The sequence below is a fragment of the Nonomuraea sp. NPDC003560 genome (assembly GCF_042878785.1).
Classification (GTDB): domain Bacteria; phylum Actinomycetota; class Actinomycetes; order Streptosporangiales; family Streptosporangiaceae; genus Nonomuraea.
On sequence record NZ_JBIAOF010000004.1, the window covers coordinates 374,614 to 394,535 of the forward strand.

Below are 19,922 nucleotides of genomic sequence, written 5' to 3' on the forward strand. Positions count from 1 at the left end.
CTATGTCGCTCACAACTCTTCCCCTGCCACAACGGTCATGGATCCAGGCTGGTGGGCGGGCGGGCGCTCCCGGCAGGGACCAAAGTCCCTTCGTACCGGCCGATGGGCCCACGACCGGCGTCCGGGACCTTGGTCCCTACTTCCGGGTGACGGGAGGCGGTAGCGTCGGAGGCATGATTCGTGTGTTCCTTCTCGACGATCACGAGGTCGTGCGGCGTGGCGTGGCCGCCCTGCTGGGCTCCGAGGACGACATCGAGGTGATCGGCGAGGCCGGGACCGCCGAGTCGGCGATCGCCCGCATCCCGGCGCTGAAGCCCGACGTCGCGGTGCTCGACGTGCGCCTGCCCGACGGCAACGGCGTCGACGTGTGCCGGGAGGTGCGTTCCAAGCTGCCGGGGCTGGCCTGCCTCATGCTGACCTCGTTCGCCGACGACGACGCCCTGTTCGACGCGGTGATGGCCGGCGCCTCGGGCTACGTGCTCAAGCAGATCCACGGCTCCGACCTGGTCGGCGCGGTGCGCACGGTGGCCTCCGGCCAGTCGCTGCTCGACCCGCAGACCACCGCCGCCATGTTGCAGCGGCTGCGCGACCAGGCCGCCCGGCAGGACCCGCTGGCGGCGCTGTCGGAGCAGGAGCGGAACATCCTCGACCTGATCGGCGAGGGGCTGACCAACCGGCAGATCGGCGAGCGCATGTTCCTGGCCGAGAAGACGGTCAAGAACTACGTGTCCAACCTGCTGGCCAAGCTCAACATGCAGCGCCGCACGCAGGCCGCCGCGCTGTCGGCGCGGTTGCGGGCCGACCGTCGCGACTGAGCGTCCCCCGCGTCGGGACTTTCGCCTCTGACACCGGGAACGTGCCTGGTGGGAGGCTGAGAGGCATGCAACTCGACTCGTCCGGGCTCCAGGTGCTCTCTCGTGAGGAGTGCCTGCGCCTGCTGTCGTCCACGCCGATCGGGCGGATCGTCTTCACCGATCGCGCCCTGCCGGCCGTGCAGCCGGTCAACTTCTGCCTCGACGGAGAGCGCGTCGTCATCCGCACCTCGATCGGGTCGAAGCTGGCCGCGGCCACCCGGCAGGCCGTGGTGGCGTTCGAGGCCGACGAGTTCGATCCCGCGATGCGCACCGGCTGGTCGGTGACGGCGGTCGGGCACGCGAGGGCGGTGACCGATCCGGCCGAGACGGCCCGGCTGGCCGCGCTGCCCCTGTCCCCGTGGGCTCCGGGCAGCCGCGACCACTACATCGTGGTCGACGCCGAGCAGCTGTCCGGCCGCCGGATCGCCGGCTGACGTACCGTCAAATGCGCGGGGCCCGGCCGGACGGCCGGGCCCCGCCTTTGCGTGGGGTGCGGTCGGCGCCTTTGCGTGGGGTGCGGTCGGCGCCTTTGCGTGGGGTGCGGTCGGCGCCTTTGCGTGGGGTGCGGTCAGCGCGAGCCGGCCGGGCCGGCCACGCGGCGGGCGGCCAGCGCGCGGACCGCGGTCACCGTCAGGGCCAGCGTCACCACGGCGGTGACCGCCAGCAGGGCCAGGCCGAGGCCGTACGAGCCGAGCCGGCCGTACAGGAAGCCCATCACCAGCGGCGGGACGAACCCGCCGAGCCCACCGGCGGCGCCGACCAGGCCGGTGACCGTGCCGACCTTGTCGGCCGGGGCGACCTGCGCGACCAGCGCGAAGGTGGCGCCGCTGCCGGCGCCGAGCGCGGCGGCCATGGTCAGGAACGCGATCGTGCCGACCGGCATCAGGCCGGGGGTGAGCGCCTGCACGGCCGCCGTGCCGGCGGTGACGACGAAGACGCCGGTCAGCACGGGCACCGGGCCGACGCGGTCCGACAGCCAGCCGCCGATCGGCCGGGCCAGCACGGCCAGCACGACGAACCCGGCCATCCGGTTGGCGGCGTCGGCCTGCTCCAGCCCGTAACCGGTCTGCAGGTAGGCGGGCAGGTAGACCGAGAAGGCGACGTAACCGCCGAAGGCGACCGCGTACAACACGCACGCCTGCCAGGTGATCGGCAGCCTGAGCGCGGCGGCCATGCGCGCGCCCAGCGGCTGGGTGACGACGGCACGGCCGGGCGCGTCGCGCAGCACCAGCCACGCCACGACCGCGTACGCGGCCAGCACGACGGCGGTGATGAGGAACGGCACGGCGGCGCCGCCCGCGCGGACCAGCGGGACGGTGGTCAGCGCGCTGATCGCGGTGCCGCCCATCCCGGCGCCGAAGATCCCGACCGCCAGGCCGCGCCGGTTCGGCGGGAACCAGGCGTTGACGAACGGCACCCCGACGGCGAACACGGTGCCGCCGACGCCGAGGAAGAACCCGCCGATCAGCAGCGAGACCATCGACGTCTGCCCGAACAGGCCGATGAACAGGACGGGGACGATGGTGGCCGCCGAGACCAGCGGGAACATCACCCGCCCGCCGAACCTGTCGGTGAGCGCGCCGACCGGGATGCGGCCCAGCGACCCCACGATGACCGGGACGGCCACCAGCAGCGCCTGCTGCCCGGCCGACAACCCGAGCAGCTCCTTGAAACGCGGCCCGAGCGGACTGAGCAGGGCCCAGGCCCAGAAGTTCACCGCGAAGCCCAGGGTCGCCAGGGTGAGCATCAACGCCGGGCTGCGGCCGGGGGTGGTGGCCGGTGCGTTCGTCATGTCTTCCTCACGTGGTTCATGCGGAGGTGATCGCGGCCTGGATGGCCGCGATCACCTGGCTTTGCCGTCCCATCACAGCTCAGCGGGCATGACGCGGGGTATGGACGAAGGTCCCGACCTCCCGGGACTTAGGACGCGCGAGGGGCGGCCGTCACAGCGGGACGTGCCAGCGCAGGCGGGTGCCGCCCTCCTCCGGCGTCTCCAGCTCGGCGGCCCCGCCGAGGTCGGCGGCGCGTTCCTCGATGTTGCGCAGGCCGCTGCGCCGCCCGCCGTCCCCCACGCCGACGCCGTTGTCGCCGACGACGAGGGTGAGCCGGCCGCCGGCGACCTCGATGGAGACCTCGGCCCGGGTGGCGTGGGAGTGGCGCACCACGTTGGACAGCGCCTCGCGCAGGACGGCGAGCAGGTGCCCGGCCACCTGGTCGGGCACCAGGGTGTCGATCTGGCCCTCCATCCGCAGGCCGGGCATGAACCCCAGGTGCGCGCCCGCCCCCTCCACCAGGTCGACGATCTTCGTGCGCAGGCTCGGCGCGGCGTCCTCGCGCGGGGCCTGGAGGGCGAAGATGGACGAGCGGATCTGCCGGATGGTCTCGTCCAGCTCGTCGATGGCGTGCTGGAGCCGTTTGCCCGCCTCCGGCCGCTCGACCAGCCGGACGGTGCTCATCAGCGTCATGGCCGTGGCGAACAGCCGCTGGATGACGACGTCGTGCAGGTCCTTGGCGATGCGGTCGCGGTCCTCCAGCAGGCCGAGCCGTTCGGCGTCGCGGCGGGCCTCGGCCAGCTCCAGCGCGATCGCCGCCTGCCCCGCGAACGACTCCAGCATCTGCTGGTCGGCCCCGCTGAACGGCAGCCGCCCGCCGCGCTTGGCCAGCATGAGCACGCCGCGCACGCGGGGGGCGGCGCCCAGCGGCACCATCAGGCCGGGGCCGTAGCCCAGCCGCCGCAGCGGCGAGTCGGGGTAGGGCGCGCCCGGCAGGTCGCGTTCGGACCTGGGCTCGGCGTGCGTGAACGCCTCCCCCGCCAGGGTGGCCGAGACGTCGAACGCCATCCCCAGCAGTTCGTCGGCGCCCTCGCCCTCGGCCACGTCGACGGTCAGCGTGCCGCCCGACGGGTCGGGCAGCAGCACCTGGACCAGGTCGGCGTCGGTCATCTGGCGGGCCCGCGCCGCCATGGTGGTGAGCACCTCGCGCGAGCCGGCGCCGGACAGCAGACTGGTGGTGATCTCCGAGGACGCCTGCAGCCAGGTCTCGCGCCGGCGCGACTCCTCGTACAGGCGGGCGTTCTCCACGGCGACGCCGGCGGCGGTGGCCAGCGCGATCACGATGGCCTCGTCCTCCTCGTCGAAGTCGCCGCCGCCGCGTTTCTCGGTCAGGTAGAGGTTGCCGAACACCTCGTCGCGCACCCGCACCGGGACGCCGAGGAAGGTGCCCATCGGCGGGTGGCCGGGCGGGAAGCCGTAGGACTCGGGGTGGTCGGAGATGCGGCCCAGCCGCAGCGGACGGGCGTCCTTGATCAGCAGGCCGAGCAGGCCCAGCCCGTGCGGCCAGTGCTCGATCCGGGCGATCTCCTCCTCGCTCAGCCCCACCGGGATGAACTGGACGAGCGTCTGCTCCTCGCCGACCACGCCGAGCGCCCCGTAGCTGGCGTCCACCAGCTTGGTGGCCGTCTCGACGATCCGCCGCAGCACGGTCTCCAGGTCGAGGTCGCTGCCCACCGAGACGACGGCCTCCAGCAGCGCGTGCACCCGGTCACGGGTGGCGAGGACGGCGTTGAGCCTAGTCTGCAGCTCGGCCAGCAGCTCGTCGAGCCGCATCTGGGGCATCAGGCTACGCTGCTCACTTTCCGACATACCGTTCAGTGTCCCAGCAAGTGCCCTCGCCGCCGGAATCAGCCCGCCGGGCCCGTCCGCCTCTACAGCAGCGGCGGGACGGTGACCAGGTCGTCCCGGTCGCGGTCGAGCTCGGTCACGACGTCGACGACGCCCTCCACCGCCCGGACCGCCTCCGTCAGCGCGGCGGCCCGTGCGCGGGTCGCCACCCGGCCGGTGATCGTGACCACGCCGGCGTCGACCGTGACCGCGAACGTGCCGTCCGGCGGGAGCACGGCCCTGACGTCCGCCTCCAGCTCGGCGGCCGGGCGGGTGAAGACGCGCAGCACGTCGCGCTGGTGCAGGGTGCCGACGACGCGTCCGGTGACCGGGTCGATCACCGGGAGCTGCCTGATCCGCCGGGCGTGCATGATCCTGGCCGCCTCGCGCACCGGCATGCCCGGGGTGACCGTGACCGCCGGCGACGTCATCAGCTCCGCGGCGGTGACGGCGGCGGCCTTGCGGTGCTCCTGCCGCCGCGCCCGCGAGTCGAGGACGGAGACGGCGTGCCGGGCCCGGCCGGTCTCCTTGAGCAGCAGGTCGTCCTCCGACACCACGCCCACCGGCCGCCGGTCGGCGTCGATCACGGTGACCGCGCCCACCGCGTACCGCTTCATCGCCGCCACGATGTCGGCGAACGACGCGTGCTCCAGCACCGCGATCGCCACGCGTCCCATGACGTCCTTGACCTCGATCGACATGATCGCCACCTCGCTTTCCGCCTCCACGGTCCCTCGCCGGGGGGCGGTGGCGGCAGCGGCGAACGTCCCGCGGGCGAGGGGCTTAGGTCCTGGACGGCGGGAGCGGGTGTCAGTGCAGCGGGCCGGCGAAGACCACGATCTCGTCGATGTCGCCGGCGGCGGTGAGGTGCACCATGTCGGTGCCCGACAGGACGGTGGCGCCGTCGGGCCCCTCGAAGCGCCAGCCGAACCTGGCCCACTCGTGCGGCGCGTCGACGGACGTCGTCCGCACCATGCGGCAGCCGCCGGCCCGGTAGCCCTGCACCACCTCGGTGACGAAGTCGGCCACCGCGCCCCGGCCGGACCCGCGGCCGAGCGGCCCCCAGAACACCACGTCGGCGGCGAGGGCACGGCTGAGCAGCGCGGAGCGGTGGTCGGGGTCGTCGGCGTTGGCGGCGGCGATGAAGGCGTCGATCGCGTCGGCGTGGGCCCGGTGGTGCCGCTGCGGGGATGCCGCCGGTTCGTGCGCGGTCATGTCGTCCTCCATCCGTCGCCGGGGCGTGCGGGAACCGGGGCCGGTCGCACGCCGATCGCCATGGGCCAGTACATCACGAGCTAACCCCTGGCCTGCTCCTCTTCCGGCTGGTTCCCCACGAGCAGGTTGAACGCCCCGGTCAGCAGGTTGAGCGAGACCAGGCCGACGACCTCGGCGATCACCCGGTCGCTCCAGCCGAGGGAGCGCAGCCCCGCCACCTCCTCGTCGGTGATGGACGACGGCTCGACCAGCACCCGCACCGCCACCGCGATCAGGGCGGCCTCCCGCGCGTCGGCCGAGGTGCCCTGGCGGGCCAGCGCTACGTCGGCCTCGCTCAGCCCGGCGGCCAGCGCCCCCTCGGTGTGCGCGGCCAGGCACGTGCCGCAGCCGATCCACTCCTGCACGGCCAGGGAGATCTTCTCGCTGAGCGCGCGCGGGATCTTCACCCGCTTCATCGCCCGCGAGAAGTCCAGATATCCCTGGAGCAAGGCGGGCGAGTGGGCCATCGTGGACACCATGTCACCCACCCCGCCGTGCCTGGCGACGATGTCGTCCAGGATCTGACGGGACTTCTCAGGGGCCTTCTCGGGAACGAGCGGTTCAAGACGTCTCATACGGCGCACTCTATACCCATGGGGGGTATGCAGGAAACCTGTCCCGGATCCGTTGAACCGGATCCGGCGGGCCCGCGTACCTTCGAGCATGCACAGGCTCTTGCGCGGTGAGATGTTCATGCTGGGCGGCTTCGTCGCGGCGGCGGCGGCGACGATCCTGCTGATCCTGCCTCCGTCGATCGACCCCGCGGACGCGCAACGGACCCTCACGCCCTCGGGCCCCCTCTCGGCCGCCGACGTGGACCTGCTGATCAAGGTGCGGCAGGCGGGCCTGTGGGAGATGCCCGCGGGCGAGTACGCCGCCACCCGCGCCCAGTCGCAGCGCGTCAAGCAGGTCGGCAAGCAGATCATGGGCGAGCACCAGAAGCTGGACCAGATGACCCGCGACACGGCGGCCAGACTCGGCGTCGCCCTGCCCGACGAGCCCAACCCCGACCAGCAGCGCTGGCTGGCCCAGCTCGCGGCCGAGAGCGGCCCGGCCTTCGACCAGGACTACGCGAACCTGCTGCGCGCCGCGCACGGCAAGGTCTTCGGCACCCTGGCGCTCGTCCGGGCCGGGACCAGGAACGCCGAGATCCGCAAGTTCGCCCAGGAAGGCATCAACTTCGTCATGCGCCACATGACGTACCTCGAATCGACCGGCCTGGTGAACCACAACCAGCTCCCCGAGCCCCCGCTCCCGTCCCCCGCCCCGCCCACCTCCTGACCTGCCGGCCCCTGGAAGCGCGTCTTCCCACGGGGGACCGGTCCCATCGACACTCCGGCGGAACACCGACCTCATGCCCGAACCCCTCGAAGCACCCGTCCGCGCGTCGCGGCAGGCGATCGCCGCCCTGGGCATCGCCCTGCTGGCGGGGTGCGCGGCCGCCCCCGTCCCCCAGGGGCAGCCGGCGCACCACCACGGCGCCGCTCCCCCCGCCCCCGCCGTCGCCGTCGCGCCGAAGGTGCCGGCCGGCGACATGAAACAGCTCACCACCCTGCTCGGCTGCCCCGCCGGGAAGCTGCAGACCGACGCCGCCGAGCTGCGGCAGGCGGCCTGCGACACCCCCCAGGGCCGCCTGACGATCGTGACGTTCAGCACCGACAAGGGCAAACGAGACTGGCTCGACATCGCCCAGGCGTACGGCGGCGCGTACCTGGTCGGCGACCGCTGGGTCGTCGTCGCCACGGCCGACCTGCTGGAACGGCTACGCGGCCGCCTGGGCGGCCAGCTTGAGACCCCACAACACCACTGACCCCTCCCAGCCGGCCCGGCTCCCCGCCGAGCCTGCCCGTCGCGCCCGCCCGGTGCGCCCGCCCTCCGCGCCCGCCTGGTGCGCAAGGACGCGGATGACGACCCGGCCGGGCTCTGGCACGATGGCCGGATGCAGGTCGCCCGTCCCGTGGTCCGCGCGCTTCGCGCCGCGGTGTTCACGGCCGTGTGCGTCCTGGCCTCGGCGGCCCTGCACACGCTGGTCGGCGGTACGGCGATCGCGCCCGGCCCGCTGGCCCTGGCCGTCGCGGCGACCTTCGCGGCCGCCTACGCCGCCGGGTCCCGTCCCCGCGGATGGGCGCCCCTGCTGGCCATGTGCGTGGCCGCCCAGTACGGCCTCCACGAGCTCTTCGACGCCTCCGAGTCCGCCCGGTACGGCCTGAGCCACCTGCTCGACGCCTCCTCGCCGTCCTTCGGCGGGCCGCTCGCCGGGCCGTCCGCCGGGGTCGTCGCCCATGGGCACGGCTCCTCCGGGATGGTGGTGATCCACCTGGCGGTGGCCGTCTCGTCGAGCTGGTGGCTGGCCCGCGGTGACGCGGCGCTGGCGGCGTTGCTGCGGTTGAGCACGGTCCGGCTGGCCCGGCTGTGGGCCGTCCTGTGCGCCTGGTTGTCCGTCCTGGCTCCGCCGCCCGCCGGGCCCGCCCGCGCGTACCCGCTGTGGCCTCCCGTGGCGGCTCACCGGGCGCTGCTGCTGGCTCCGGTCCTCTCCCGGCGCGGGCCGCCCCGCCCGGCTGCGCACGCCCGGCCGTCCGGCCGCTGACGTTCCCCGTCATGCGGCGGGTCCGGCGTGTCTCCCGGCAGGCAGACGACCCAGCCCGCGCCGCCGCGGTACGCCCCTCGCGTCCCGTCGCGCGCCGGACCGCATGTCCATCCGGCGATCGAGCCGGATCCAGGAACCTCGGAGTTCGCAGTGACCCCTTCCCTTCGTCCCGCGCGTCGCCCGTTCCGGGCGGCCGTTCGTGCCGGTGTCGCCGTCGGCGGCGCCGTCCTGCTGCTGCTGGCCGCCGCGCCCGCCGCGCTGGCCCATGACCGGCTGAAGAGCAGCTCACCCGCCGACGGCGCCAAGCTCGCGCAGGTGGAGAGCATCGAGCTGGAGTTCACCTCCCGTATGACCCTGCCGACCCTCGTGCTCGACGGCCCGGCGGGCGAGAACCTGCCGCTGGGCAAGCCGCGGGCCCAGGGCGTCACGGTGAAGGCCGAGCCGGCCGCGCCGCTGGAGCCCGGCAAGTACCGGCTGGCCTGGCGGGTGGTCTCCTCCGACGGCCACCCGATCGCCGGCGAACTGCGTTTCACCGTCACCACCCCGGCCACCCCGGCCGCGAGCGAGCCCGAAGCCACCCCGACCGAGACCCCGACCGAGACCACGTCCTCGACCGGGACCTCGACCGGGACCTCGGCCGAGGCCGCCCCGGCGGCCTCCTCGTCACCGGTCGCCCAGGCCGAGGCGGACACGGGCTCGGGCGGCGTGCCCGGCTGGTTGTGGGTGGCCGCGGCGGTGCTGGTCGCGGGCGGAGCCGCGACCGTCGTGGCCGGCCGCCGCAGGCGCACCACCGGGGACGCCGACCCCAGACCCTGACCGGGCCGCGAGGGCTCTAGGTGGCCATGGCCGCCGGCAGGCGGGGCCGGAGGGCCCTGCGGTGTTCCAGGCGGGCCACCGCCAGGGCCGAGGCCAGCCCCGCGAAGGTCAGTGACAACCAGGGCAGGCCCGCCCAGCCCGCGTCGGCGGCGACGTCCAGCAGCGCGCCCGACAGCAGGTTCCCGGCCAGGATCCCCGCGCCGGAGGCCAGGTTGTACAGGCCGTAGTAGGTGCCGACCAGCTCCTCGCCCGCCATGTCGGCGATGGTGGCCATCTCGAACGGGAAGGCCACCAGCGTCCCGGCGCCGAGCAGCAGTGCGCACAGCAGCGCGGCCGTCAGCGTCGCCGCCCGCGGCAGGTGGAGCTGCGCGGCGGCGACCATGGGCAGGAAGGCCGCCCCCATGAGGGCCAGCCCGCGGGTGATCGCCTGGCCGCGGCTCCACCGTTCGCCGCACCAGGCGGTCAGGCGCACCTGCCCGGCGATGCCGAGCAGCGCCGACACCGCGTACAGGGCGGTCACCGCCCACTGGCCGCCGCCAGCCCGCTGCACCTCCAGCGGCAGGGCGAGGTACATCTGGTACGACAGCGCGTACGAAGCGATCATCGACGCCGCGAACGAGACGAACGCGCGGTCACCGAACGCCTGCCGCCACGCCCGCAGCACCGGCTGCCGCGCCCGCCCCGGCTCCCGGGGCCGCGCGGGCAGGTAGAACCCCTGCAACACGGTCAGGACGGCGAAGATCCCCGCCGCCCCCAGGCACACCGCGGTGAACCCGCCCGCCAGCAGCAGCACCCCGAGCAGCGGCCCGAGCAGGATGCCGCCCTGGTAGAACACGCTGAACACGGCGAAGGCCGCCACCTTGCGCGGCCCGGCCGCGGCAGCCAGGTACGCGCGGGCCGCCGGGTTGAACAGCGCCCCGGCCAGTCCTGTGATCACCGCGGCCGCCACCAGCAGCGGCAGCGACGTGGTGAGCCCGAACAGCGCGAACCCCACGGTACGCAGCGCGCACCCCGCCATGATCATGGGTTTGTGCCCGAACCGGTCGGCCAGCGTGCCGCCGATCAGGAACATGCCCTGCTGGCTGGCGTTGCGCAGGCCGAGGATGAGCCCGATCGTCCAGGCGGCGAGCCCCGCGCCGGCCGACAGGTGCTGGGCGAGGTAGGGCATCAGCATGTAGAAGCCGATGTTGATGCCCGCCTGGTTGATCTGCAGCAGCCGGATCGGCCGGTCGAAGGAGCGGAACTGCGCCAGCGTGGCCCTCATCGCCGGCCCGCCAGCGGGTCGCGGACGGCGGCGCAGCGGGTCCAGCGGCGCACCTCCCGCTCGGCGGGGTCGTCCAGCTCGTCGGGCGCGTCGGCCGGGGTGACGCCGAGCAGGCCGTGGGCGCGGCAGTAGCCGTCGTCGAACACGGTGTTCCAGTAGCGCCAGGGCCCGTCGGGGAAGACGGCGACGACGCAGCCGCCCGGCCCGGCCCGTCCGGCCAGCCAGCGCGCCACCAGGCTGACGGCTCCGGTGCTCCAGCCGCCGGAGACGTAGTGCTGGGCCGCCAGGGTGCGGCAGGCCCACACCGCCTCGGCGGCGCTCACCCAGTGGACCTCGTCGAAGGCGTCGTAGGCGACGTTGGCGGGGTGGATGCTGGAGCCCAGGCCGCGCATCAGGCGGTGGCGGTCGGGCTGCCCGAAGATGGTCGAGCCGACGGTGTCGACGCCGACCAGCCGCAGCCGGGGCAGGTGGCGGCGCAGCTCGCGGGTGATGCCCGCGCTGTGCCCGCCGGTGCCGACCGAGCAGACCAGCGTGTCGATGTGCGGCAGCTGGGACAGCAGCTCGCGGGCCAGCCCGGCGTAGGCGGCCACGTTGTCGGGGTTGCCGTACTGGTCGGGGCAGTAGGAGCCGGGCAGCTCGGCCAGCAGCTCCTCGACCCGGTCGCGGCGGGCCCGCTGCCAGCCGCCGGTGGGATGCGGCTCCGGCACGATCTCCAGCCGTACGCCGTGGCAGGCCAGCAGCCGCTGCATGAGCGGTTCCATGCCGGGGTCGGCGACCAGCACGACCGGATGGCCGAAGGTGATGCCGGCCAGGGCCAGCCCGAGTCCGAGGGTGCCGCTGGTGGACTCGACGATCGTCGCGCCGGGGGCCAGCTCGCCCCGGGCGCGGGCCTGCCGGACCATGTGCAGGGCGGGCCGGTCCTTGATGCCGCCCGGGTTGAAGCCCTCCAGCTTGGCCCAGAAGCCGCCGCCGTCCGCGACGAACGGCGCGGCGACGAACGCCAGCGGCGTGTTTCCGACGGTGACGCAAATACCCGAATTTCCGATGGCGGGCAGAATGTCAGGGCGCGGCAAAGTGTCGTACGACATAGGTTGTTATCCCCGAGATGAACGGCGCCCGCGCGGCACGGAAGACGCCGCGGGCGCGGTGGAAAAGGACGACAGCGAAAGACGCGCGTCCTATATGCGCATCACGTGGAGATTTTCGCGGCCTGACACGGCCTGTCGCGAGGCGGCCCGCGGCGCGGGTCGTAGGGGCCCGGACACGACGGCCGCGGGCCCGGCGGCGAGCACGGGGACGGCGGCCACGGGCGGCGCGGCGGCGGCGGTGGCCGCGCACTCCTGCTCGGTGCCGTGCAGGTGGCCCGGCGGCAGCTCGCCGTGCAGGCACCCGGCGTCGCGCACCGGCATCCGCCCGGGCAACCAGCTGACGTGCCGATGCACGTCGAGGTGGGCGCTCTGGACGGACGGCGCGGGGCCGCCCTGGGCCCGCTCGGACAGCTCGACGGCCGCGCACCCGCCGCCGTGCGCGAACACGACGGTGATCAGCATCGCGAGGGCCAGCATCGCGTACGGCCACCACCGGCCGGCCCCCGAGGCGGGCGGGCGGAGCGTGCGGGCTGGCCTGGACGTGAGCATCACCGCAGATCATGCCCGGCACGCGGCGCGGCGCGCCGGGAAAAGGCCAAGGGCGAGGTAAAGAAATTCCCGGCGCACGGGAATCGCGCACGGGAATCGCCGCCGCCAACCGCTTCCAGACCTCCGGTTCGACGCCCTCGATTTCCCGCCGGATGGCGGGAACGACGGCGAGCCGTTTTCGCCGCGCGGCGGCATCTCCGCGACACTGGCATTCGCCGGCGCGGCCCCGATTCCGCGCCGCCCGACCTTGGGGGTGTCTCATGGCCCTGTCCAGACGCGCGGTCATCGCCGGGGCCGGCGCGCTGGCCGCGCTCCCCCAGGCGCTCCCCCAGGCGCTCCCGCGGGCCGCCGGCGCCGACGCCGCGGACCTGGCTCGGGACGAACGCTTCTGGGCGGGCGTGGCCGGGCAGTTCCGGGTCAGCGGCGACTTCGTCAACCTGGAGAACGGCTACTACGGGATCATGCCGGAGCCGGTCCGGCGCGCCTACCACCGCAACGTCGACGTTCTCAACGCCCGCAACTCCCACCTGCTGCGCACGGCGTACAAGGCCAGGGCCGACGAGGTGCGCGACCGGATCGCCGCGCTGCTGGGCGTCACCCGTGCGGAGATCGCGCTCACCCGGGGCGGCACCGAGGCGCTGCAGAACCTCATCTCCGGCTACCGGCGGCTGCGGCCCGGCGACGCCGTGCTCTACGCCGACCTGGACTACCCCTCCGCCCAGCACACCATGAACTGGCTGGCCGGGCGGCGCGCGGCCACGGTCGCCCGGTTCGTCCTCCCCGAGCCCGCCACCCGGCAGGCGGCGCTGGACGCCTACGAGCGGGTGCTGCGGACCACCCCGAGGGCCCGGCTGCTCCTGCTGTCGCACCTGAACAACCGCACCGGCCTGGTGCTGCCGGTCCGGGAGATCGTCGCGATGGCCCGCGAGCGCGGCGTGGACGTCGTCGTGGACGCCGCCCACTCCTGGGGACAGCTCGACTTCACCCTGCCCGCCCTCGACGCCGACTTCGCCGCGTTCTCGCTGCACAAGTGGATCGGCGCGCCCCTCGGCACCGGGTTCCTCTACATCCGCCGGGACCGGCTGGCCGACATCGAGCCCGTCTTCGGCGACGAGAGCTTCCCGGCCGGCGACATCCGCTCGCGGGTCCATTCGGGCACCATGGACGTCGCGGCGCCCCTCACGGTCCCCGACGCGCTCGACTTCCACCTGCGGCTCGGCGCGGCCGTCAAGCAGGCCAGGCTGCGGCACCTGCGCGACCGGTGGGTGAGCCAGGTCCGCGACCTGCCGGGCCTGCAGATCCTCACCCCGGACGAGCCCGGCATGTACGGCGCGATCACCGCCTTCCGCATCGCCGGCCGCACCTCCACGGCCGACAACGAGGCCGTCGCCGCCACCCTGCTGGACGCCTACGGCCTCTACACGGTCGCCCGCACGGGCATGGCCGGGGGCGACGCCGTCCGGGTCACCCCGGCGCTGTTCACCTCGGCGGCGCAGGTGGACCGGCTGGCGGCGGCGCTGCGGCGGCTGACCCCGCGGCTGCGAGCCTGAGACAGGTTGACAGATCACCGACATGTCCCGCTAAGTTGGACATGTGAACAGTTCTTCAAATGAGCACGTGTTGGCCGTGGACGGCTGCGCGGTCAAGGTGGTCGACGCCGACCGCGTCGCTGCCGTGCACGAGCGCATGCCCGCCGCCGCGGACCTGGCCGACACGGCCGACGTCTTCGGCCTGCTGTCCGACCCCAACCGGCTGAAGCTGCTGGTCGCCCTGCTGGACGGCGAGCTGTGCGTGTGCGACCTGGCGGCGGTGACCGGGCAGAGCGAGTCGGCGGTCTCCCACGCGCTGCGCCTGCTGCGTGCCCATCGCATCGTGGCCGCCCGTCGCTCGGGCCGGATGGCGTACTACCGGCTGGAGGATCCGCACGTCCGGATGCTGCTGGACCTGGCGCTGGCCCACACCGAGCACACCGAGGCCATCCACCCCGAACGCGAAGGGACGTCGTGATGGGCGCCGGACACGGGCACGGACACGGACAGGCCCAGGGGCACGCCGGGGCCCGGCACCGCTGGCGGCTGGCGGTCTCGTTCGTCCTGATCGGCGCGTTCTTCCTGGTCGAGCTGGGCTACGGCCTTCTCTCCGGGTCGCTGGCCCTGATGTCGGACGCCGGGCACATGGCCGCCGACGTCGTCACGCTCGGCGCGGCGCTGGTCGCCACCAGGATCGCCGCTCGCCCCGACACCACCGGCCGGCGCAGCTACGGCTCCTACCGGGCCGAGGTGTTCGCCTCACTGCTGGCCGTCGTGCTGATGCTCGGCGTCGCCCTGTACGTCGTGATCGAGGCGATCGGCCGCATCGGCGGGAACGCCGAGGTCTCCTCCGGCCCGATGCTCGTCGTCGGCGCCATCGGCCTCGTGGTGAACCTCGTGGCCCTGCTCCTGCTGCGCTCGGGCGCGAGCGAGAGCCTCAACGTCAAGGGCGCCTACCTGGAGGTCGTGGCCGACACCGCCGGCTCGGTCGGCGTCATCGTGGCCGGCTGGCTGGTGGCCGCCACCGGGCAGGCGTTCTGGGACACCGTCGTCGCGCTGGCCATCGGGGTGTTCGTGGCCGTCCGCGCGATCTCGCTCGGCCGGCAGGTGTTCGCGGTGCTCGGGCAGCACGTGCCCGAGGGCATCGACGCCGCCGCCGTGGCGGCCGACCTGGCCGCCATCGACGGCGTGCACGACGTGCACGACCTGCACCTGTGGACGCTCACCTCCGGCATGAACGTGGCCACCGCGCACCTGGTCACCGCCGAGCCGAGCGACAACCACGCCGTCCTGGACCGGGCCCGCGACGTGCTGCGGCAGCGCCACCACATCGCGCACGCCACGTTGCAGGTGGAGCCGGTCGACCACCAGGGCTGCGACGAACTGGGCTGGTAGCGGGCGGCGCACCGGCCCTGCCGTCCCCACGGTGCACTTGTCCAACATTGGACGACTCAAATTCTTCCCACGGGTGGATTTGTCGGCTTATGTATTCTCCTGGGCCGCTGAATCGGGAAAGACACCTGTTTCATCACAGTTCAAGGAGCTCGTATGCGCATCACCCTGCGCAGAGGCACCTTCCGCGTCCTTGCGACGGCCGCGGCACTGTCCCTGCCTCTGGCTCTCCTTCCGACCGCGGCGCAGGCGGACCCCACGCCTGCCCCGGCCGAGAAGAAGCTGATCGACTCGGTCACCGCGCCGGCGGTGAAGAAACACCTGCAGGCGTTACAGAGCATCGCCGACGCCAACAACGGCAACCGCGCCGCCGGCACCAGCGGCCACCTGGCCTCGCGCGACTATGTCGCGGCCAAGCTCAAGAAGGCCGGTTACAACGTCACCCTCCAGCCGTTCGACATCGCCTACTTCGAGGAGAAGTCCACGGCGCTGATGGAGCGCCTCTCCCCCAGCCCGCGCGTCTTCACCCCGACGCCGCCCGACGGCTCCTCCGTCGGCGAGTTCGCCACCATGACGTACTCCGGGTCCGGCGAGGTCACCGCGTCGCTGCAGAACGTGGACCTCGTCCTGCCGCCCGGCCCGACGCCCAGCACGTCCAACTCCGGGTGCGAGGCGGCCGACTTCGCCGGGTTCACGCCCGGCAACATCGCGCTGCTCCAGCGCGGGACCTGCGACTTCGTGGTCAAGGCGAACAACGCCAAGGCCGCGGGGGCCGTGGCGGTGATCGTCTTCAACGAGGGCCAGCCGGGCCGCACCGCGACCCTGCGCGGGAACCTCGGCACGCCCGTCACCATCCCCGTGCTGGGCACCAGCTTCGACGTCGGCCAGGAACTGGCCACGACCGGCGGCGTCATCCACATCAAGACCGACACCGTCAGCGAGATGCGCACCACCTACAACGTCATCGCCGACTCCAAGTGGGGTGACCCGAACAAGGTGGTCATGTCCGGCGCCCACCTCGACTCCGTCCCGGCCGGGCCCGGCATCAACGACGACGGCTCCGGCACCGCCGCCACGCTCGCCGTCGCCGAGGCCCTGGGCAAGATCCCGACCCGCAACCGGCTGCGCTTCGCCTGGTGGAGCGCCGAGGAGCTGGGCCTGCTCGGCTCGATCCACTACGTGGAGACCCTGCCCGCGGCCGAGCTGTCCAAGATCAAGCTCTTCCTCGACTACGACATGCTCGGCTCCACCAACTACGCCTTCAAGATCTACGACGGCGACGACTCCGACGGCGTCGGCGCCCCCGCGGGCCCGCCCGGCTCCGACGAGATCGAGAAGCTCTACGAGAAGTACTTCGACCTGCTGCACCAGGGACACAACGGCACCGACTTCGACGGCCGCTCCGACTACGGCCCGTTCATCGAGGCCGGCATCCCCTCCGGCGGCGTGTTCACCGGCGCCGAGGGCATCAAGACGCCCGAGGAAGCCGCGATCTTCGGCGGCACCGCCGGACAGCCCTACGACCCCTGCTACCACCAGGCCTGCGACACCATCGCCAACATCAACGACAAGGCGCTCGCGCTGAACACCGGCGCGGTCGCCACGGCGGCCGTCGTCTACGCCTACAGCCGCGACCTGCCCGGCCCCGACGCCGCCCGGCCGGCCGCCAAGGCCCGGACCGCCACAGGCACCCTCAAGGCGACCATCGAAGGCAGGGAGACCCGCTGACCCCGATCCTTCCGTGCGCCCGCGCCGGGCGCACGGAAGGATCCGCTCACGCGTTCTACATGTAGATCGATTTGTCCAGTACGCCGATCAACGAGCATTTTGCGGAGAAATTGGAGAAACGCCATATTTTCTTTCTCGCGTCCCCGGGTTGGAATGCAAGCAGACCAGCGATTCACTGCTTCACCGGACGCCAGAAAGGCGGCGCAATGCACGTACTCGCTCAAGTCTCCGGCAACATCACCGCCATCGGTTACGGTCTGGCCGCGATCGGCCCCGGCGTGGGCGTCGGCATCATCTTCGGCCAGGGCGTGCAGGCCATCGCCCGCCAGCCCGAGGCGTATCCGCTGATCCGCCAGAACATCCTGCTCGGTTTCGTCCTCACCGAGGCGCTGGCTCTGATCGGGCTGGTGGCGCCGTTCATCTTCCAGTTCCTCAAGTAATCGCCGCGCTCCGCGACGCGAATGGCGAATTCGAGCTGAAGATGGGTGGCGATGACCGCCCCGGAGTCACTCCACCCCCACGACCATTCCTCAGCCGACGTTCCTCAGCAAACGTTCCTCAGCAAACGTTCCTCAGCGGACGTTCCTCAGCGCACGGGCAGGCCGGTTACCGCGCGGCCGATGATGAGCCGTTGAATCTCGCTCGTGCCCTCGAAAATCGTATAAATTTTGGCGTCGCGGTGGAAACGTTCCACCGGGTGTTCCCGGGTGTAGCCGGCGCCGCCGAGGATCTGGATCGCCTGTTCGGTCACCCACACCGCCGTCTCGCCCGCCACCAGCTTCGACATCGAGCCCTCGGCCTGCTCGAACGGCCTGCCGTTGCGGGCCATCCAGGCGGCGCGCCAGGTCAGCAGGCGGGCCACGTCGACGCGGGTCGCCATGTCGGCGAGCAGGAACGCGATCGCCTGGTTGTCGCCGATCCTGCGGCCGAACTGCTCGCGTTCGCGGGCGTAGTCCCTGGCGTACTCGAAGCCCGCGCGGGCGATGCCGACGGCCATCGCGGCGACCGACGGGCGGGTGGTCTCGAATGTGCGCATCGCGGCCTGCTCGCCGGCGCGTTCGCCGTTGCGGACCCTGGCCAGGCGGGCGTCCAGCTTCTCCTTGCCGCCCAGCAGGCACGAGCCCGGCACGCGCACGTCCTCAAGGATCACCTCGGCGGTGTGCGAGGCGCGGATGCCGTGCTTGCGGAACTTCTGCCCCATCGACAGGCCCGGCGTGCCGGGCGGGACGACGAAGCTGGCCTGCCCGCGGGTGCCCAGGGACGGGTCCACCGAGGCGACGACCACGTGCACATCGGCGATGCCGCCGTTCGTGGCCCAGGTCTTGACGCCGTTCAGCACCCAGTCGCCGTTGTCGTGCACGGCGCGGGTGCGGATGGCGCCGATGTCGGAGCCGGCGTCGGGCTCGGAGGCGCAGAAGGCGCCCAGCTTGACGTCGTTCTCCGTGCCGAACATCTGCGGCAGCCACTCCCCCAGCTGCTCCGGGGTGCCGTTCGCGGACAGCGCGGCGGCGGCCAGGCCGGTGCCGACGATGGACAGGCCGATGCCGGCGTCCCCCCAGAAGATCTCCTCGAACGCCACCGGCAGGGCCAGGCCGCTCTGCTCGAACCATTGGGTGGCGAAGAAGTCCAGTGAGTACAGGCCGATCTTGGCGGCTTCCTGGATCACGGGCCAGGGAGTCTGCTCGCGTTCGTCCCATTCGGCGCCCGCGGGGCGGATCACGTCGCGGGCGAACGCGTGGACCCAGTCACGCACCTCGATCACGTCGTCACTGAGCTCCGGACAGAACCCGGTCATCGTGTCCACTCCCTGGCCGTTCCGTTGTTACCGCGGGTAACACCCTACCGGCGAGTAGGGCTCGACCGGAAGGTGCGACGGTCCGGCGACTCACGGTAATGTTCTGGTCACCGTACGCCCATGTCGATCGAGGAAGGCCGATGGACCGCCGGCTCGCCGCACTTCTCGTCGTCCTCGTGCTGGGGGCGGCGTATCTGCTGCTCAGGCCGGTCGCGGGCGTCCGTGCCGTCGCCTACTTCGACGCCGCCGTGGGGCTGTATCCGGGGTCCGACGTGCGGGTCCTCGGGGTGCGGGTCGGGCGGGTCACCGCGGTCAGCCCGGCGGGCGCGCAGGTCCGGGTGGAGCTGGCGCTCGACGCCGGGCGCAAGGTCCCGGCCGCCGCGCAGGCGGTCATCGTGGCACGGTCGCTGATCGCCGACCGGTTCGTGCAGCTCACACCGCCGTACCGGGGCGGGCCCGTACTCCAGGACGACGGCACGCTGGGCCGGACCCGCTCGCCGGTCGAGATCGACGAGGCGTTACGCGGCTACGACCAGCTCGCCGCAGCCCTCGCCCCACCGGTCTCGCCCGAACCCGATTCACCTCAGCCCGATTCCCCTCGGTCCAACTCCCCGCGGCCCGGTTCGCCTCGGCCGGGGGCGGATGGTGTGGCGGCGGAGGAGCGTGGGGCGCTGGCGCGGTTGTTGCGGGTCTCGGCGGGCACGTTCGGCGGGCAGGGCGAGACGGTGGGGGCCACCGTGCGGGGCCTGTCCGACGCGGCCTCCGTGCTGGCCGGCGACGGCGACGACCTGGCTCAGACCGTCCGCGACCTGGCCACGATCACCGGGGCGATGGCCCGCGACGACGCGCGGATCCGGGCGTTCATGAAGGACCTGGCGGGCGTGTCGGCGCAGCTCGACGGCGAGCGCGAAGAGCTGCGCGCGGTGCTGGGCCAGCTGTCCTCCACGCTCACGCAGGTCGCCGACTTCGTCGAGGACAACAGGGGCGAGATCGCCGCCAACACCCGCGATCTCGCCCACCTCACCACCCTGCTGGTGCGTCAGCGCGCGTCCATCGGCACGTTCCTCGACACCGCGCCGCTCGCCCTGAACAACGCGAACAACGCCTACGACCCCGTGAGCGCGACGTTCCGGGCCCGGTTCAACCTCAACGGCCAGACCGACGACGTCGCGATGTGGTTGTGCTCGCTGGCCCATTCCATGGACGGCGGCTGCGAGTCGGTGCTCGGCGCGCTCAACCCCCTGGCACGGGCGCTCAACGACACGGTGGCGATCGACACGTCGTGGCTGCTGCCCGATGTGCGGATCGACCGCCCCGACCTGTCGCTCGGCGGGCTCGTCACGATCCGCTGACCGCCTCACGCAGCCCGGCCCCCATCAGGCGCCGGGTCGGCGTCCGGTGGGGGCC

General features: G+C 72.9%; 21 protein-coding genes. 12 read left to right on the plus strand and 9 right to left on the minus strand.

Translation table 11 applies throughout. The features are described from left to right. Positions 1–173: 173 nt before the first annotated feature. Positions 174–815 carry a response regulator transcription factor gene (locus ACFYUV_RS17950; RefSeq protein ID WP_352351499.1) on the plus strand — a complete coding sequence of 214 codons (642 nt, stop codon included), beginning with the start codon at positions 174–176 and terminating at the stop codon, positions 813–815. A 65-nt stretch (positions 816–880) separates the two neighbouring features. After that, positions 881–1,288, plus strand: coding sequence for a pyridoxamine 5'-phosphate oxidase family protein (locus ACFYUV_RS17955; RefSeq protein ID WP_387669698.1), 408 nt, complete (start codon positions 881–883; stop codon positions 1,286–1,288). A 134-nt stretch (positions 1,289–1,422) separates the two neighbouring features. On the opposite strand, the gene ACFYUV_RS17960 is transcribed toward ACFYUV_RS17955, so the two are convergent. From ACFYUV_RS17960 to ACFYUV_RS17980, 5 genes are all read right to left on the minus strand, one after another. Next, complete coding sequence (locus ACFYUV_RS17960) at positions 1,423–2,646, minus strand: MFS transporter (protein ID WP_364342520.1); 1,224 nt, start codon at positions 2,644–2,646, stop codon at positions 1,423–1,425. A gap of 151 nt (positions 2,647–2,797) precedes the next feature. Then, entirely contained in the window at positions 2,798–4,468 is a 1,671-nt protein-coding gene (locus ACFYUV_RS17965) for a GAF domain-containing protein (protein ID WP_387669701.1), read from the minus strand. An 89-nt stretch (positions 4,469–4,557) separates the two neighbouring features. Beyond that, entirely contained in the window at positions 4,558–5,214 is a 657-nt protein-coding gene (locus ACFYUV_RS17970) for a CBS domain-containing protein (RefSeq protein WP_387669703.1), read from the minus strand. A gap of 109 nt (positions 5,215–5,323) precedes the next feature. Then, positions 5,324–5,728, minus strand: a complete 405-nt coding sequence (locus ACFYUV_RS17975; RefSeq protein ID WP_387669705.1) for a nuclear transport factor 2 family protein — start codon at positions 5,726–5,728, stop codon at positions 5,324–5,326. Positions 5,729–5,808: 80 nt separating this feature from the next. Then, complete coding sequence (locus ACFYUV_RS17980; protein ID WP_387669706.1) at positions 5,809–6,342, minus strand: carboxymuconolactone decarboxylase family protein; 534 nt, start codon at positions 6,340–6,342, stop codon at positions 5,809–5,811. Between the two features lie 88 nt (positions 6,343–6,430). Between ACFYUV_RS17980 and ACFYUV_RS17985 the strand changes: the two genes are divergently transcribed. From ACFYUV_RS17985 to ACFYUV_RS18000, 4 genes are all read left to right on the plus strand, one after another. Beyond that, positions 6,431–7,048: a DUF4142 domain-containing protein gene (locus ACFYUV_RS17985; protein ID WP_387669707.1), complete on the plus strand. Its 618-nt coding sequence runs from the start codon at positions 6,431–6,433 to the stop codon at positions 7,046–7,048. Between the two features lie 73 nt (positions 7,049–7,121). Further along, positions 7,122–7,577 carry a hypothetical protein gene (locus tag ACFYUV_RS17990; RefSeq protein ID WP_387669709.1) on the plus strand — a complete coding sequence of 152 codons (456 nt, stop codon included), beginning with the start codon at positions 7,122–7,124 and terminating at the stop codon, positions 7,575–7,577. 129 nt (positions 7,578–7,706) lie between these two features. After that, positions 7,707–8,354, plus strand: a complete 648-nt coding sequence (locus ACFYUV_RS17995) for a hypothetical protein (RefSeq protein WP_387669711.1) — start codon at positions 7,707–7,709, stop codon at positions 8,352–8,354. Positions 8,355–8,504: 150 nt separating this feature from the next. Beyond that, positions 8,505–9,170, plus strand: a complete 666-nt coding sequence (locus ACFYUV_RS18000) for a copper resistance protein CopC (RefSeq protein WP_387669713.1) — start codon at positions 8,505–8,507, stop codon at positions 9,168–9,170. A 16-nt stretch (positions 9,171–9,186) separates the two neighbouring features. On the opposite strand, the gene ACFYUV_RS18005 is transcribed toward ACFYUV_RS18000, so the two are convergent. The 3 genes from ACFYUV_RS18005 to ACFYUV_RS18015 all read right to left on the minus strand — a co-directional run bounded on the left by ACFYUV_RS18005 (position 9,187) and on the right by ACFYUV_RS18015 (position 12,071). Continuing rightward, a complete protein-coding gene (locus tag ACFYUV_RS18005) occupies positions 9,187–10,434 on the minus strand; it encodes an MFS transporter (protein WP_387669714.1) in 1,248 nt (415 codons plus the stop codon). Next, a complete protein-coding gene (locus ACFYUV_RS18010) occupies positions 10,431–11,522 on the minus strand; it encodes a PLP-dependent cysteine synthase family protein (protein ID WP_358301516.1) in 1,092 nt (363 codons plus the stop codon). The genes ACFYUV_RS18005 and ACFYUV_RS18010 overlap by 4 nt, the downstream gene beginning before the upstream one ends. Before the next feature lie 90 nt (positions 11,523–11,612). Continuing rightward, positions 11,613–12,071, minus strand: a complete 459-nt coding sequence (locus tag ACFYUV_RS18015) for a hypothetical protein (RefSeq protein WP_387669716.1) — start codon at positions 12,069–12,071, stop codon at positions 11,613–11,615. 260 nt (positions 12,072–12,331) lie between these two features. On the opposite strand from ACFYUV_RS18015, the gene ACFYUV_RS18020 reads away from it, so the two are divergent. From ACFYUV_RS18020 to atpE, 5 genes are all read left to right on the plus strand, one after another. Beyond that, positions 12,332–13,621: an aminotransferase class V-fold PLP-dependent enzyme gene (locus ACFYUV_RS18020; protein WP_387669718.1), complete on the plus strand. Its 1,290-nt coding sequence runs from the start codon at positions 12,332–12,334 to the stop codon at positions 13,619–13,621. A gap of 67 nt (positions 13,622–13,688) precedes the next feature. Next, positions 13,689–14,078: an ArsR/SmtB family transcription factor gene (locus tag ACFYUV_RS18025; protein ID WP_387669719.1), complete on the plus strand. Its 390-nt coding sequence runs from the start codon at positions 13,689–13,691 to the stop codon at positions 14,076–14,078. Continuing rightward, entirely contained in the window at positions 14,078–14,995 is a 918-nt protein-coding gene (locus tag ACFYUV_RS18030; protein ID WP_387669721.1) for a cation diffusion facilitator family transporter, read from the plus strand. Before ACFYUV_RS18025 ends, ACFYUV_RS18030 begins: the two co-directional genes overlap by 1 nt. 153 nt (positions 14,996–15,148) lie before the next feature. Beyond that, positions 15,149–16,720 carry a M28 family metallopeptidase gene (locus ACFYUV_RS18035; RefSeq protein WP_387669722.1) on the plus strand — a complete coding sequence of 524 codons (1,572 nt, stop codon included), beginning with the start codon at positions 15,149–15,151 and terminating at the stop codon, positions 16,718–16,720. A 206-nt stretch (positions 16,721–16,926) separates the two neighbouring features. Then, positions 16,927–17,160, plus strand: coding sequence for an ATP synthase F0 subunit C (gene atpE, locus ACFYUV_RS18040; RefSeq protein WP_352329951.1), 234 nt, complete (start codon positions 16,927–16,929; stop codon positions 17,158–17,160). A gap of 146 nt (positions 17,161–17,306) precedes the next feature. On the opposite strand, the gene ACFYUV_RS18045 is transcribed toward atpE, so the two are convergent. Next, a complete protein-coding gene (locus ACFYUV_RS18045) occupies positions 17,307–18,515 on the minus strand; it encodes an acyl-CoA dehydrogenase family protein (protein ID WP_358292788.1) in 1,209 nt (402 codons plus the stop codon). A gap of 140 nt (positions 18,516–18,655) precedes the next feature. Between ACFYUV_RS18045 and ACFYUV_RS18050 the strand changes: the two genes are divergently transcribed. Continuing rightward, positions 18,656–19,867: an MCE family protein gene (locus ACFYUV_RS18050; protein ID WP_387669724.1), complete on the plus strand. Its 1,212-nt coding sequence runs from the start codon at positions 18,656–18,658 to the stop codon at positions 19,865–19,867. Positions 19,868–19,922: the final 55 nt, after the last annotated feature.